The sequence below is a fragment of the Microbispora sp. H10836 genome, assembly GCF_012999525.1.
Lineage (GTDB): Bacteria > Actinomycetota > Actinomycetes > Streptosporangiales > Streptosporangiaceae > Microbispora.
On record NZ_JABBWU010000002.1, the window covers coordinates 229,653 to 244,528 of the forward strand.

A 14,876-nucleotide genomic window follows, 5' to 3' on the forward strand; every position below is an offset into this window, starting at 1 on the left:
ACCCGCGCCGCCGCCGTCTCCGCGAGTTCCCCGGGGGAGGGGGTCCTGTGACCGAACCGCGTGACGCCTCCGACAGAGGGACGCCGCAGATCCTTCCGCCGCCCGGCGAAGCGGGCTCCGCCGCGACCGCGCCGGGCTCCGCCACCGCGCCGGGCTCGCCGGCTCCGGCCGGAGCGCAGGCGGCGGGTCCGACCCGCAGGATGTCGAACCCGATGGGCACCGGCCCCTACCGCAGCCAGGTGCCGCCGCCGCCCAGCGGCCCGCCCGCCTGGGACGGGCCGCCGCCGCTGGTCGCCCACCCGGTGCAGCGGGGCAACCTGCTCGACGAGATCAGGTCGCTGCAGAACCGCGTCAGCATCCGGTGGCGCCTGACGCTCACGTACGCCGCGCTGGTCTTCGTCGCCGGCGCGTTGCTGGTGATGGTCATGTACGTGCTGGTCGGCCAGGCGATCGACGTCGGCTGGCAGAACGTGCCGAAGATCTACATCCCGAGCGGGATCGTGCCGCAGGAGTGGGTCGACCAGGTCAACAGGCAGTTCGCCCAGTCGCAGGCGGCGGTGACCGCGGCGGCGCGCAGCGAACTGCTGAAGCGGGCGCTGCTGGCGCTGCTGGGCGTGGGGATCTTCGCCCTGATGCTCGGCTACGTAGTGGCCGACCGGGCCCTGCGGCCGGTCATGAAGATGACGGCGACCGCGCGGAAGCTGTCGGAGACCTCGCTCGCCCACGAGCGCATCGACCTCCAGGGCCCCGACGACGAGCTGAAGGAGCTGGCCGACACCTTCGACGCCATGCTCACCAGGCTCAACACCGCCTTCGACGCGCAGCGGCGGTTCGTGGACAACGCCTCGCACGAACTGCGCACGCCGCTGGCGATCAACCGGACGGTGCTGGAGGTGGCCCTGTCCGACCCCGAGGCCTCCGACGATCTGAAGGTGCTCGGGCGTACGCTCCTGGGCACCACGGCCCGCAACGAGCGGCTCATCGAGGGCCTGCTCCTGCTCGCCCGCAGCGAGCGCGAGCTGTCGGTGCGCAAGCCCGTGGACGTCCAGGAGGTCGCCAGGACGGCGGTGGAGCAACTGGCCCCCTTCGCCGGGGAAGAGGGCGTCACGGTCGAACACGACCTCCACCCGGCGGCCACGACCGGCGACCCCGTTCTCATAGAACGCTGCGTCTCCAACCTGGTTGAGAACGGCATCAAGCACAATCTTGGCGAGTTCGGAAAAGTATGGGTCCGGACGGGAATTGTCGACGGGGGTGCGGTTGTTCAGGTCGCGAACACGGGACCGCACGTTCCCGCGTACGAGGTGGAGAGCCTGTTCGAGCCGTTCCGGCGCCTGAATGCCGACCGGGTCCAGTCCGCCAAGGGCGCGGGTCTCGGCCTGTCCATCGTGCGCGCGATCGTCCGTGCGCACGGCGGTACGGTCGCCGCCGTTCCCCGAGACGGGGGCGGCCTCGTGGTGACGGTACGACTCTCCGGAACCGGGGGATCTCCGGGGACGCCGCAGTCGGCGCGCTGATGGAGCGAGCGCGCCGTACATGTGGTTGGATGTGCCGTCGAACGCGGTAGGGATACCGCCGATACTGTGGTTTTCGCCATATTTGGCTAACCGCAGCCTCCGGCGGGACGCCCCTCGCGTGTCGGAAGGTTCAGTGTTCGTTCAAGCGGGTACCGATTGCACAATTTACCGGCCCCCGCGGGCACAACACCGGCCTTCCGAGCGTTATCCACGCGCGACACAGGCGCAGGCAGATAGATGAGGGGGATGGAGTAGCAGATGGCTACCGACTACGACAGCCCGCGTAAGACCGACGACGACCTCAACGAGGACAGCCTTCAGGAACTCCAGGCGCGTAGGAGCGACAAGTCGTCGGGCAGCATCGACATCGACGAGACCGATCTGGCCGAGTCGTTGGAGCTGCCGGGGGCGGATCTGTCGAACGAGGAGCTCTCGCTGCGGGTGATTCCTCGGCAGGCCGATGAATTCACCTGTTCGCGGTGCTTCCTGGTGCACCACCGCAGCCAGCTGGCCTCGGAGAAGAACGGCCAGCAGGTCTGCCGCGAGTGCGCCGCCTAGGAGACCCTTGGGAGGGTCCGTGACTTCAGCAGCGGATGATTCAAACAACGAGGTCGCCGACCTGGTCGGCAAGCTCGTCGCCTCTGAGGAGACGGACGGGGCCGAGCGGCGCCGGCTGCTCGGCCGCCTCAGCGGGGCCCTGGCACGGTCCGCGGGGAAGGCGCGTCAACGGGGAGTCGGCCGTGGCCGATGGCTTGCCGACGTATTCATGAACATCGCTCCGCGGTTACCGGTCAGGGACCTTGAGACCCTGCGGGAACACCACTACGGGCTCACCGGCGAGCAGCTCGCCGACGACCTCGTCCGCACCGCCGCCAAGGCGACGACGGCGGTCGGCGCGGTCGGCGGGGCGCTCGCCGCGGCCGAGTTCGCCGCTCCGCCGCTCCTGCTGTCCGCACCCGCCCAGATCGTGGCCGAGACGCTGGTCGTCGCGGCCATCGAGGTGAAGCTCCTCGCCGAACTACACGAGGTGTACGACGTGCGGGTCCCCGGCAACGGCACCCAGAGGGCGGCCGCGTTCGCGCTCGCCTGGTCGAAGCAGCGGGGCGTCAACCCCCTCGCCCCCGGCTCGGCCACGATCGCGCTCGGGACCGCCGCCAAGACCGCGCTGCGCAACCGCCTGATGCGCACGCTCGGCCGGCACCTCACCACACTCGGCCCCTTCCTCACCGGCGCCGTGGCCGGCGGCGCGCTGAACCGGGCCGCCACCAAGAAGCTCGCCGCCGCCGTGCGCGCGGACCTGCGCCGCCAGCGCGCTCTGCCGCAGGCCGCCACCCCTATCTCCGAGCTGACACCCCCGTCTCCAGACGGACCCTCCGCATCCGGCTGATCCCCCTGCCGATCCGGTTCCGTCCCCCGGGGAGAACGGGCATCGGCCCAGGTGCCGTCCCTATCGGCCCTCTCGGACCGTCCTGATCTTTCAGGTAGGGAAGTGTCACCCAGTGGTCTAAACCACTTGCCGACCCCGTATGAGCTGCGTGAGATCATTCTCACAACAACCGGTGGGAATTGTGCACGTTCTTACGGGTATGGGGGTCACTGGTGACTTTCCGTATGGTGGTCACAGGCGACCACCTGGAGGAGATGCATGCGTGGCACCAGCTCATTTCTGATCGTCGCGAACCGGCTACCGGTCGATCGCGTGGGCGAGAACGAGTGGCGGCGCAGCCCGGGAGGGCTTGTCACCGCCATCGCGCCCGTCATGCAACGCCGTGACGGGGCCTGGCTCGGCTGGACCGGAGCGGCCGGAGAGGAGCTGAAGCCCTTCGACCACGACGGCATGCATCTCATCCCCATCCCGATGTCCCAGCTCGAGGTCGAGCTGTACTACGAGGGCTTCTCCAACGCCACCCTGTGGCCGCTCTACCACGACGTGGTCGCGACGCCCGTCTACTCGCGCGTGCTCTGGGACGCCTACCGAGCGGTCAACGACCGGTTCGCCCGCGCGGCCGCGGACGCCGCCGCGCCCGGCGCGGTCGTGTGGGTGCAGGACTACCAGCTCCAGCTCGTGCCCGCGATGCTGCGAAAGCTGCGGCCCGATCTGAAGATCGGGTTCTTCCTGCACATCCCGTTCCCGCCGGGTGAGCTGTTCTACCAGCTGCCGTGGCGCAACGAGATCCTCGAAGGCCTGCTCGGGGCCGATCTCGTGGGCTTCCAGCGGCCGGGCGGCGCGGCCAACTTCCTGCGCCTGTGCCGCCGCCTGCTCGGGGTGCAGTACCTCCGCAACGAGATCCAGCTCGAAGACCGGACCGTCCGCGCGGAGTCGTTCCCGATCTCGGTCGACTACGGCGAGCTCGACCAGCTCGTCCGAGAGCCGCGCGTCCAGCAGCGGGCCAGGGAGATCCGCGCCGAGCTGGGCGATCCGGAGCACGTGCTGCTCGGCGTCGACCGGCTCGACTACACCAAGGGGATCGGCCAGCGGCTCAAGGCGTTCGGCGAGCTGCTCGACGACGGCGTGATCAAGCCGGACGAGGCGGTCTTCGTCCAGGTCGCGACGCCCACGCGGGAGCGCGTCGCCGAGTACATCCGGCTGCGCAACGACATCGAGCTGAGAGTGGGCCGCATCAACGGCGAGCACGGCGTGCTCGGCCGCATGCCGATCTCCTACCTGCACCAGTCGTACGACAAGGAGGAGCTGGCGGCTCTCTACCTGGCGGCCGACGTCATGGTCGTCACGCCGCTGCGCGACGGCATGAACCTCGTCGCCAAGGAGTACGTCGCCTGCCGCCACGATCTGCGCGGGGCGCTCGTGCTGAGCGAGTTCGCCGGCGCGGCCGACGAGATGCGCCAGGCCTACATGGTCAACCCGTACGACATCGACGGCATGAAGCGGACGATGCTGGCGGCGATGCGGGCGACCCCGCACGAGCTGGCGCGCCGGATGCGCTCGCTCAGGCGCAGGGTCGCCACCTACAACGTGGACAGGTGGGCGAGCGACTTCCTCACCGCCCTGGAGTCCGGGGAGCGGGCCGCTCCTACGGAGTGAGGTCCCGGGCGGCGTCCTTCCAGTTGCGCCACTTCCTCGCCGCCGACCGGGTGACGACGATCCTGGTGATCTCCATGCCCAGGCCCATCACCACGGCGTACGCGATCGCCTCGCCGAGCCCGATGTCGGGGGAGTCGGCGCTCGCCGGCGGCTTCTTGCCGGTGGCCTTCTCCCACGCGAACGACAGCACCTTGCGCGAGCAGAAGCCCACCGCCAGGCCGAGCAGGCCGCCGACGATACGCCACTGCATGTCGGGCTTGTCCATCGCGCCGAGTTCGCGCTTGGCCTCCCGAGCCATGTCCGCCATGATTCCTCCTCGATAACGACCTTAGTGTCTCCGCACGGGGTGGCGGTCCACGCCATACCATGTGGTGGCATGACCGAACAGCGACTCCCCGCAGCCATGCCCGAGAAACCCACACTCGACGGCTTGGAAGCGGTATGGGTAGGGCGCTGGGAGGCCGAGGGCACCTACCGGTTCGACCGGTCCCGGGGCAGGGACGAGGTCTACTCCATCGACACCCCGCCGCCCACCGTGTCCGGGTCCCTCCATGTGGGGCACGTCTTCTCCTACACGCACACGGACACGATCGCCCGCTACCAGCGGATGCGGGGGCGCGAGGTCTTCTACCCGATGGGGTGGGACGATAACGGCCTGCCCACCGAGCGTCGCGTGCAGAACCACTTCGGCGTGCGCTGCGATCCCTCCATGCCGTACGACCCGGATTTCACGCCGCCGGAGAAGCCGGACGCCAAGCGGCAGGTGCCGATCTCGCGCCGGAACTTCATCGAGCTGTGCGAGCGGCTGACCGCCGAGGACGAGAAGGCGTTCGAGGAGCTGTGGCGCCGTCTCGGCCTGTCGGTGGACTGGTCGATGACGTACGCGACCATCGACGCGGGCGCCCGGGCGGCGTCCCAGCGCGCGTTCCTGCGCAACCTCGCCCGCGGCGAGGCGTACGTCGCCGAGGCCCCGACCCTGTGGGACGTGACGTTCCGCACGGCCGTGGCCCAGGCCGAGCTGGAGGACCGGGAATGGCCCGGCGCCTTCCACCGGATCGGCTTCGAGCGGCCCGGCGAGGGCATGGTGTGGATCGAGACGACCCGCCCCGAGCTGATCCCGGCCTGCGTGGCACTGGTCGCCCACCCCGACGACGAGCGCTACCGGCCGTTGTTCGGCACCACCGTCCGCACCCCGGTCTTCGGGGTCGAGGTGCCGGTCGTGGCCCATCACCTCGCCGAGCCGGACAAGGGCTCGGGCATCGCGATGATCTGCACGTTCGGCGACGTCACCGACGTCACCTGGTGGCGCGAGCTGGACCTGCCGACCCGGCCGGTGATCGGCTGGGACGGCCGCCTGCTCCCCGAGCCGCCGCAGGGCGTGCCCGCCGAGCCGTACGCCGAGCTGGCCGGCAAGACGGTGCACAGCGCGCGCGAGCGGATCGTGGAGATGCTGCGCGAGTCCGGCCACCTGGACGGCGAGCCGCGCAAGATCCAGCGGCCGGTGAAGTTCTACGAGAAGGGCGACCGGCCACTCGAGATCGTCACCACCCGGCAGTGGTACATCCGCAACGGCGGCAGGGACGCGCGGCTGCGCGCCGAGCTGCTGGAGCGCGGCCGGGAGCTGGAGTGGCATCCGCCGCACATGCGGGTCAGGTACGACAACTGGGTCGAGGGCCTGGCGGGCGACTGGCTGATCTCCCGGCAGCGGTTCTTCGGCGTGCCGATCCCGGTCTGGTACCCGCTCGACGCCGAGGGCGAGCCGATCCACGAGGCGCCGATCGTCCCGCCCGAGTCGGCGCTGCCGGTCGACCCGTCCAGCGACGTGCCGCCCGGGTACACCGAGGACCAGCGGGGCAAGCCGTTCGGCTTCGTCGCCGATCCCGACGTCATGGACACGTGGGCGACCTCCTCGCTGAGCCCGCAGATCGCCGCCGGGTGGGAGCGCGACGACGACCTGTTTCGCCGCGTCTTCCCGATGGACCTGCGGCCCCAGGCCCACGAGATCATCCGTACCTGGCTGTTCTCCACGGTCGTGCGTGCGCACCTGGAGCACGGCGGGCTGCCCTGGCGGCACGCGGCGATCTCGGGATGGATCCTCGACCCCGACCGCAAGAAGATGTCGAAGTCCAAGGGCAACGTCGTCACGCCCCTGGGCCTGCTGGAGGAGTACGGCTCCGACGCGGTCCGTTACTGGGCGGCGAACGGGCGTCCCGGCACCGACACGGCGTTCGACACCGGGCAGATCAAGATCGGCCGCCGGCTGGCCATCAAGATCCTGAACGCGTCGAAGTTCGTGCTCGGCTTCCGGTCCGAGGGCGGCGGCGAGGTCACCGAGCCGGTCGACCTGTCCATGCTGGCCGCGCTGCGGGCGGTCGTCGCCGAGGCCACCGAGGCGTTCGAGGCGTACGACTACACCCGGGCGCTGGAGCGGACCGAGCGGTTCTTCTGGTCGTTCTGCGACGACTACCTGGAGCTGGTCAAGGCCCGCGCGTACGCCGGGGACGCCTCGGCCGTCGCCGCCCTGCGGCGCGCGCTCGGCGTGCTGCTGCGGCTGTTCGCGCCGTTCCTGCCGTTCGTGACCGAGGAGGTCTGGTCGTGGTGGCGGGAGGGCTCGGTGCACCGCGCCGCCTGGCCGTCCGCCGGCGAGCTGCCCGAGGCGGGGCTCGGCGACACCGCGGTGCTCGACGCCGTGGCGGAGGTGCTCCGCCGTGTGCGCCGGGCGAAGTCCGAGGCCCGGCTGTCGATGCGGGCCGAGGTCTCCCGGCTGACCGTGTCGGGGGACCAGGCGGAGCTGGTCCGGCTGGCCCAGGACGACCTGTGCGCGGCCGGCAACGTCGAGGAGTTCGTCCTCGAACCCGGTGACGCCCCGCTCGACGCGGTCGCCGAGCTGACCGCCTGACGACGACGCCGCCGGCCACCGTCGCGCCGCGGGGCGATCCCGCGGCGCGGCGGCCGGCGGCGGATCGCGCCGAATCGATCCCCAATCACGGGTAAAACGGCCGCGCGCCGTGCCCGCCGACATGCCAGGCTGGATCCGTGATCCCGTCTAACCGCAGTACCCATGAGAGGGTTCCGCCGACCCTGGCCACGATGGCCGCGTGGAGTTGGCGGCTGCTGCTGCTCGGCGCGATGGTCTACTTCCTGTGGCAGATCATCGGCAGGATCAGCTTCGTCGTCATGCCGGTGGTCGTGGCGCTGCTGCTCGCGGCCCTGCTGTATCCGCTGACGCGACGGCTGCGCTCCGCCGGGCTCCGGCCGATCTACGCGACGTGGATCACGATGCTGCTGGGCCTCGCGTTGATAGTCGGCATCGGATTCCTGATCGGCGTGCGGGCGAACGAGGAGTTCCCCCGGCTGGTCCTGCAGATCCAGGTCACCGTGCGCAACGTCCAGGACTGGCTGCTGCACGGTCCCCTCCACCTGAAGGAGGCGCAGATCGCCGACTTCGTGGACCAGCTCAGCAGCCAGATCACCCAGTACCGCAGTCAGATCACCAGCACGGTGCTGAGCGGCGCCACCGCGGTCGTCGAGGTGCTCACCTCGATCGTGCTGATCCTCTTCGTGACCTTCTTCCTGCTGAAGGACGGCGAACGGATCTGGGGCTGGTTCCTGCGCGCCTTCGGCGGCACCGCGCCGCGGGTGGACCGGGCGGGCCGGGCGGCCTGGGCGACGATCTCGCACTATGTGCACGGCACGGTCGCGGTCGCGGCCATCCACGGGGTCGTGATCGGAGTGGTGCTCGCCGGGATGCGGGTGCCGCTGTGGGCGCCCCTCGCGGTGCTCGTCTTCCTGGCGAGCTTCGTCCCGGTCGTCGGCATCCTGCTGGCGGGCGGCATCGCGACGCTGGTGACCTTCGGCTCCCAGGGCTGGGTCTACGCGTTGATCTTCGTCGGCGTCCTCGTGGTCGAGCAGCAGCTGGAAAACCACGTGCTCCAGCCGCTCATCGTCGGCCGGGCCCTGGAGTTCCACCCCTTGGCGATCATCCTCGTCCTCGCGGTGGGCGGTGTGCTCGGCGGCATCGCGGGCGCCGTGGTGGCCGTGCCGCTCACGGCGGTCATCTACCGCGCGCTGCCCGAGCTGCGCCGTGCCCAGCCCGAGATCGAACCGCCGGCCGAAGGCGGCCCGCCCGGCGCCGAGGAGGCCGGCCCCCCGAAGTCCGCCCCCTCCCAGGAGCCGGAGCCCGCCGCCCCCGGGCAGAGCGGGCAGGAACCGGAGACGGCACGCCCGTCCTCCGGAGCGGGAGAGGCGGTGTCCCCCCAGCGCAACGGGTAGGGTCTTGCCTCATGAGCGATGTCGAGATCCTGATCCACCGGCTCGACCCCGGCCTTCCGCTCCCGTCGTACGCCCATCCCGGTGACGCCGGGGCCGACCTGTACGCGGCGGAGGACGTCGAGCTGCTGCCCGGTGAGCGGGCGGTCGTGCGGACCGGTGTCGCCATCGCGCTGCCGGACGGCTACGCCGCCTTCGTCCACCCGCGTTCGGGCCTGGCGGCCCGGCACGGTGTCACGCTGGTCAACGCGCCGGGCACGATCGACGCCGGCTACCGGGGCGAGATCAGGGTGACGATGATCAATACCGACGCCAAGGACGCGGTACGGTTCCGGCGCGGCGACCGCATCGCCCAGCTCGTCGTCCAGCGGGTGGAACGGGCGGCGTTCTACGAGGTCGACCGGTTGCCCGGCTCCGTACGGGGCACGAACGGGTTCGGCTCGACGGGGAGCTGACACCGCGGGGCCCGGGAACGGGCCACGATGCGAGGAGAGTGAGACAAGTGTTGCGACGCCGGCGACGCGTGGAGGAGGAGACCGCAGCAGCCGTCGGGCGGGAGGAAAGCCCCGCCCCGGCGCGGACGACGGGCCCCTGGGACTCCGGCGACGACTATCCGGAGGCCGAGCGAGTGGACCTGGGGGGCCTGCGCCTGCCCGTCGGCCCCGGGTTCGAGATCCAGCTCAGCATGGCGGGCGACCAGGTCGACGGTGTGATCGTCCTGGTCGAGGAGAGCGCCCTGCAGGTGAACGCCTTCGCCGCGCCCAAGCGCAGCGGGATCTGGAACGAGGTGCGGGCCGAGCTGGCCCGCGAGGTGGTGGCCGCGGGCGGAGCGGCCGAGGAGCGGGACGGCCCGTTCGGCCCCGAGATCGCGGCCGAGGTGCCCGCACAGGGCCAGGCGCAGGGGCGGCAGCCGGTGCGCTACGTCGGCGTCGACGGGCCGCGCTGGTTCCTGCGGGCCGTGATCAGCGGCAGGGCGGCGGTCGACCCGGAGGCGGCGCGGATCCTGGAGGACGTCGTGCGCGACATCGTCGTCGTGCGCGGCGACGAGCCGATGCCGCCCAGGGAGGCGATCCAGCTCCGCCTGCCGGCCGAGGCACGACAGGCCATGGAGGAGCAGGGGGGCCGCCGGGAGGAGTTCCGGCCCTTCGAACGCGGTCCCGAGATCCAAGAGATCCGCTGACCTCCGCCAGGGGGCGGCGCGCCGGTTGACCGAATCGAGGAGCAAGCCCTGCCCTGACCGTCCTTCTGGCCCGTATGCGGCTCACGTATGCTGCGGTGGGAAACGACGGGCCTAGGCTGGAAGCCGGGACGACGAATCCCCCGCAGGGGGAGGAAGCTGGGTGAGTGACCGATGGGCACGCCGGAGCCTGCCAGACGAGGCGGACTGCGGGGCTTCTTCCGACGGCTGACCACCAGCCAGGCCGAGCTGGAGGCCGCCGAGCTTCAGGAGGACCTGGAGCAGCAGGGGGCCACACCCATCGCCCGGTGCGGTGAGCGTCAGCGCACCTGCGTCGCGGGCACGCTGCGCACCGTCACCCTCCGCCCGCGCGGCGGCGCGCCGGCCCTCGAGGCGGAGCTGTACGACGGGTCGGACGTGATCGACCTGGTCTGGCTCGGCCGCCGGAAGATCGCCGGCATCGAGCCGGGCCGGGTGGTGCGGGCCGAAGGACTGGTCAGCGTCCAGGACGGCCGCAAGGTCATGTTCAATCCCCGTTACGAGCTACGCCCGGCCGGTGGCCCTTGATCTCTCAGGAGACCGTATGAGCACAGCGGACATGACGGCCCCCGCGGCGCACGCCACCGTTGAGGCGGCCGTTCGTGCCCAGATGAGCAAGGCGCTGGGAGGCAAGCGCGGGATCGTCGAGGCGGCCGTGCCCACGATCGCCTTCACCGGCACGTGGGTGAGCACCAGCCAGCTGAAGACCTCGCTGATCGTCGGCATCGCCTCGGCGGTGGTGCTCCTGCTGGTGCGGCTCGCGCAGCGCACGACGCCGCAGTTCGTGCTCAACAGCCTTGTCGGCATCGGCATCGGCGCGTTCTTCGCGACCCGCACGGGCGACGCCAAGGACGTGTTCCTGCCGGGGATCCTCTACAACGGGGCCTACGCCGCCGGCATGCTGCTGTCGATCGTGGTCCGCTGGCCGGTCGTGGGGTTCCTGATCGGTTCGGTGACCGGCGACCCGACGGCCTGGCACAACGACTCCGCGCTGGTCCGGCTGTGCTCGCGGCTGACGTGGCTGCTCATGCTGCCCTGCCTGCTGCGGGTGGTGGTCCAACTGCCGCTCTACTGGGCGGACCAGGTGACCGCTCTCGGCGTGGCCAAGATCGCCTTGGGCTGGCCGCTGCAGGTCGCGGCGCTGGCCGCGATGGTGTGGGTGCTCGCCCGGGGCCGCACCCCGATCGAGCCCGGTCTCCAGCCGCCCGCCCAGCCACCCGTTCAGCCGTCCGTCTGACGGAACGCGAAGAAGGCCCCGGGCGCGTGTCCCGGGGCCTGAGTTCGTGCGGGTCAGGAACGTCCGTGGGCCGACAGCAGGACGGTGAGCTCGTGCTCGACCTCCTGGTTGGCCACGAACAGCAGCTCGTCGCCGACCTCCAGCGGGTCGTCGGCCGAGGGGACCAGCACCCGGCCCTCGCGCAGGATCGCCACGAGGGCGGCGTCCACCGGCCACGGCACCGAGCCCGCCCGCTGGCCCACCACCGGCGCGTCCTCGGCCAGCGTGAGCTCCACCAGGTTGGCCTGACCCTGCCGGAAGGTCATGAGACGCACCAGGTCGCCGACGCTGACCGCCTCCTCGACCAGGGCCGACAGCAGACGCGGGGTGGAGACCGCGACGTCCACGCCCCACGACTCGTTGAACAGCCACTCGTTCTTGGGGTGGTTGACCCGGGCGACCACCCGCGGCACGCCGTACTCGGTCTTGGCGAGCAGCGAGACCACGAGGTTGACCTTGTCGTCGCCGGAGGCGGCGATCACGACCTGGCAGCTGTTCAGCCCGGCCTCGTCCAGTGAGGAGATCTCGCAGGCGTCGGCCAGCAGCCACTCGGCCCGCGGCACACTGTCGATCTTGATGGCGTGGGGGTCGATGTCGATGAGCAGGACCTCGTGGCCGTTCTCCAGGAGCTCCGCCGCGATGGAGCGGCCGACGGCTCCGGCGCCGGCGATGGTGACGCGCATCAGTGCTCCTCGTCGGACGGCGGGGCGGACAGCATCTTGTTGATGCGGTCCATGTCGTTCTCGGCGGCGACCAGGTGGAGGATGTCCCCTTCCTGGACGACGGTCGCGTCCTTCGGCACGAGCGCCTCGCCCATGCGGTTGAGGAAGGCCACGCGCGCGCCGGTGACGTTCTCGATCTCCCTGGCCCGGGTGCCGATCCAGCCCTGGTGGAAGGCCACCTCGGCGAGGACGACCGTACCGGTCGGGTCCCGCCAGAGGGGTTCCGCGCCCTCGGGCAGCACCCGGCGCAGGATCTGGTCGGCGGTCCAGCGGACCGTCGCCACGGTGGGGATGCCGAGCCGCTGGTAGACCTCGGCACGGCGGGGGTCGTAGATGCGGGCGACCACGTTGTCCACGCCGAACATCTCCCGGGCGACCCGGGCGGAGATGATGTTGGAGTTGTCCCCGCTGCTGACGGCCACGAAGGAGGCGGCCGAGGCGATGCCGGCCTCTTCGAGGACGTCGCGGTCGAAGCCGATGCCGGTTACCCTGCGGCCCCGGAAGCCTGCCCGCAGCCGCCGGAAGGCCTGCGGGTCACGGTCGATCACGGCGACCGAGTGCCCGTTGTCCTCAAGGATGTGCGCCAGGGTCGAGCCGACCCGTCCGCATCCCATGATCACAATATGCATGCTCCCCCGCCGTGGGTTGTGGCGGTCTCCTATTGCAGACAGTATGTCGCCCTCATGGCGCACCGCATGACCCGGGCACGACACGGGGGGACTAGGCTCAACAGACGTGTCCAAGGTGCCAGATCTTGTCAAGCGGCTCCTCGTGGGGCGGGCTCTGCGAAGCACCGCGCTCCACCATCAGCTGCTGCCCAAGCGTGTGGCGCTGCCCGTCTTCGCCAGTGACGCACTGTCTTCTGTGGCGTACGCGCCGCAGGAGATCCTGATCATCCTGTCGATCGCCGGGGTCGGTCTCTACAGCATCAGTCCGTGGGTCGCGGCGGGGGTCGTCCTCGTCATGCTCGTCGTGGTGGCGTCCTACCGGCAGAACGTGCACGCCTATCCCAGCGGCGGCGGCGACTACGAGGTGGCCACGACGAACCTGGGACCGACGGCGGGGCTGACCGTCGCGAGCGCCCTGCTCGTCGACTACGTGCTGACCGTGGCGGTGTCGGTCGCCAACGGCGCCGACTACGTGGGCGCGACGATTCCCTTCGTCGCCGAGCATCGCCCCTTGGTAGCGATAGCCATCGTCGTACTGCTGACCATCATGAACCTGCGCGGCATCCGGGAATCGGGTGTCGCTTTCGCTGTTCCGACCTACGCCTTCATGGCCGCGGTCATCGGCATGATCCTGTGGGGGCTGTTCCGCCTGGTCGTACTGGGCGAGGAGCTGCGTGCCCCGACGGCGGACTACAAACTCGTCGCCGAGCAGGCGGACCTGGCCGGGTTCGCGCTGGCGTTCCTGGTGCTGCGCGCCTTCTCCTCCGGCTGCGCGGCGCTGACCGGTGTCGAGGCGATCAGCAACGGCGTGCCGGCCTTCCGCAAGCCCAAGAGCAGGAACGCCGCGACGACGCTGCTGATGATGGGCCTCATCGCGGTCACGATGTTCAGCGGGATCATCTTCCTCGGCCTGAAGTCCGGGGTGACGGTGGCCGACCCCGCCACCGCGGCCAGGGACATCATCATCAACGGTCACCCGGCCGGCCCCGGCTACTACCAGCAGCCGATCATCGCGCAGGTCGCGTCGGCCGTCTTCGGCAACGGCTCGGTCCTGTTCGTCGTGATCGCCGCGGTGACCGCCCTCATCCTGTTCCTGGCGGCCAACACCGCGTTCAACGGCTTCCCGGTGCTCGGGTCGATCCTCGCCCAGGACCGCTACCTGCCGCGTCAGCTCCACACCCGGGGCGACCGCCTCGCCTTCAGCAACGGCATCGTCATCCTCGCGGCCGGGGCCTGCCTGCTTATCTGGGCGTTCGACGCGGACGTGAGCAAGCTGCTCAACCTCTACATCGTCGGGGTGTTCGTCTCGTTCACCCTCAGCCAGATCGGCATGGTCCGGCACTGGACCCGTCACCTGAGGACCGAGAGCGACGCGAGGGCGCGCTTCCACATGATGCGCTCGCGGCTGATCAACGGCTTCGGTGCGATCATGACCGCACTCGTGCTCGTCGTCGTGCTCGCCACCAAGTTCACCCACGGGGCCTACATCGTCTGCATCGCGATGCCGGTGCTGTTCCTGATGATGAAGGGCATCAGGCGGCACTACGACCGGGTCGCCGAGGAGCTCGCCGCGCCGGAGGAGAGCGAGATCGACGAGTCGATGCTGCCGGCTCGCAACCACGCGATCGTGCTCGTCTCGAAGATCCACAAGCCGACGCTGCGCGCGCTCGCGTACGCCAGGGCGACCCGCCCGTCGAGCCTGGAGGCCGTGACCGTCATGGTGGACGCCGACGAGGCGAACAGGCTCAGGGAGGAGTGGGACCGGCGCGGCATCGACGTACCGCTGAAGATCCTCGACTCGCCGTACCGGGAGATCACCGGTCCCGTGCTCGACTACGTGAAGTCGCTGCGGCGGCGCTCGCCGCGCGACGTCGTGACGGTCTACATCCCCGAGTACGTGGTCGGCCGCTGGTGGGAACACCTCCTGCACAACCAGAGCGCGTTGCGGCTCAAGGGCCGGCTGTTGTTCAAGCCCGGGGTCATGGTCACGAGCGTGCCGTTCCAGCTCGCCTCCTCCGACCGTCTCAAGGGCCGCAGGGAGCCGGTCGCGCCCGGCGCCTCCCGCCGCTCCTACCAGCCGCCACCGAAGGACACGCAGGTCAAGACGTGACAGCCCGTCCGCCTGCGACCGGTGCGGCGTGCCGCACATTTCAAGACCGATGACG

14 protein-coding genes are annotated in these 14,876 nt (G+C 70.5%); 11 read left to right on the forward strand and 3 right to left on the reverse strand.

Annotated features, from left to right (window positions below; all coding sequences use genetic code 11):
* Nucleotides 1-47 precede the first annotated feature (47 nt).
* The 4 genes from HHX30_RS05795 (at nucleotide 48) to HHX30_RS05810 (ending at nucleotide 4,560) form a co-directional block, all read left to right on the forward strand.
* Nucleotides 48-1,517, forward strand: coding sequence for a HAMP domain-containing sensor histidine kinase (locus tag HHX30_RS05795; protein WP_311922126.1), 1,470 nt, complete (start codon nucleotides 48-50; stop codon nucleotides 1,515-1,517).
* Between the two features lie 258 nt (nucleotides 1,518-1,775).
* Nucleotides 1,776-2,075, forward strand: a complete 300-nt coding sequence (locus HHX30_RS05800) for a DUF4193 domain-containing protein (RefSeq protein WP_030505490.1) — start codon at nucleotides 1,776-1,778, stop codon at nucleotides 2,073-2,075.
* 19 nt (nucleotides 2,076-2,094) lie between these two features.
* On the forward strand, nucleotides 2,095-2,904 hold the full coding sequence (locus HHX30_RS05805; RefSeq protein WP_169980164.1) for a hypothetical protein: 810 nt from the start codon (nucleotides 2,095-2,097) through the stop codon (nucleotides 2,902-2,904).
* Nucleotides 2,905-3,162: 258 nt separating this feature from the next.
* A complete protein-coding gene (locus HHX30_RS05810; RefSeq protein WP_169980165.1) occupies nucleotides 3,163-4,560 on the forward strand; it encodes a trehalose-6-phosphate synthase in 1,398 nt (465 codons plus the stop codon).
* Here the strand turns inward: HHX30_RS05810 and HHX30_RS05815 are convergent.
* Nucleotides 4,550-4,867, reverse strand: a complete 318-nt coding sequence (locus tag HHX30_RS05815) for a DUF4235 domain-containing protein (protein ID WP_169980167.1) — start codon at nucleotides 4,865-4,867, stop codon at nucleotides 4,550-4,552. The two genes, HHX30_RS05810 and HHX30_RS05815, sit on opposite strands and share 11 nt — an antisense overlap.
* 69 nt (nucleotides 4,868-4,936) lie before the next feature.
* Here HHX30_RS05815 and valS point away from each other — a divergent pair, with 69 nt between their 5' ends.
* The 6 genes from valS to HHX30_RS05845 all read left to right on the forward strand — a co-directional run bounded on the left by valS (nucleotide 4,937) and on the right by HHX30_RS05845 (nucleotide 11,282).
* The gene (gene valS, locus HHX30_RS05820; RefSeq protein WP_169980169.1) at nucleotides 4,937-7,459 is read left to right on the forward strand and encodes a valine--tRNA ligase; all 2,523 of its coding nucleotides are present in this window, start codon (nucleotides 4,937-4,939) and stop codon (nucleotides 7,457-7,459) included.
* A gap of 191 nt (nucleotides 7,460-7,650) precedes the next feature.
* Nucleotides 7,651-8,832 (forward strand): AI-2E family transporter, encoded by a 1,182-nt coding sequence (locus HHX30_RS05825; protein WP_169980171.1) that lies wholly within the window; start codon nucleotides 7,651-7,653, stop codon nucleotides 8,830-8,832.
* An 11-nt stretch (nucleotides 8,833-8,843) separates the two neighbouring features.
* Nucleotides 8,844-9,284, forward strand: coding sequence for a dUTP diphosphatase (gene dut / locus HHX30_RS05830; RefSeq protein WP_169980173.1), 441 nt, complete (start codon nucleotides 8,844-8,846; stop codon nucleotides 9,282-9,284).
* Between the two features lie 47 nt (nucleotides 9,285-9,331).
* Nucleotides 9,332-10,009, forward strand: a complete 678-nt coding sequence (locus HHX30_RS05835; protein WP_169980175.1) for a DUF3710 domain-containing protein — start codon at nucleotides 9,332-9,334, stop codon at nucleotides 10,007-10,009.
* A 171-nt stretch (nucleotides 10,010-10,180) separates the two neighbouring features.
* Nucleotides 10,181-10,573: an OB-fold nucleic acid binding domain-containing protein gene (locus HHX30_RS05840; protein ID WP_030505482.1), complete on the forward strand. Its 393-nt coding sequence runs from the start codon at nucleotides 10,181-10,183 to the stop codon at nucleotides 10,571-10,573.
* A 16-nt stretch (nucleotides 10,574-10,589) separates the two neighbouring features.
* Nucleotides 10,590-11,282, forward strand: a complete 693-nt coding sequence (locus HHX30_RS05845) for a DUF3159 domain-containing protein (protein WP_169980177.1) — start codon at nucleotides 10,590-10,592, stop codon at nucleotides 11,280-11,282.
* Nucleotides 11,283-11,335: 53 nt separating this feature from the next.
* On the opposite strand, the gene HHX30_RS05850 is transcribed toward HHX30_RS05845, so the two are convergent.
* Nucleotides 11,336-12,004, reverse strand: a complete 669-nt coding sequence (locus tag HHX30_RS05850; RefSeq protein WP_169980178.1) for a TrkA family potassium uptake protein — start codon at nucleotides 12,002-12,004, stop codon at nucleotides 11,336-11,338.
* Entirely contained in the window at nucleotides 12,004-12,672 is a 669-nt protein-coding gene (locus tag HHX30_RS05855; protein WP_169980180.1) for a TrkA family potassium uptake protein, read from the reverse strand. The genes HHX30_RS05850 and HHX30_RS05855 overlap by 1 nt, the downstream gene beginning before the upstream one ends.
* Before the next feature lie 106 nt (nucleotides 12,673-12,778).
* Here HHX30_RS05855 and HHX30_RS05860 point away from each other — a divergent pair, with 106 nt between their 5' ends.
* Nucleotides 12,779-14,821 (forward strand): APC family permease, encoded by a 2,043-nt coding sequence (locus HHX30_RS05860; protein WP_169980182.1) that lies wholly within the window; start codon nucleotides 12,779-12,781, stop codon nucleotides 14,819-14,821.
* The last annotated feature ends 55 nt before the right edge of the window (nucleotides 14,822-14,876 follow it).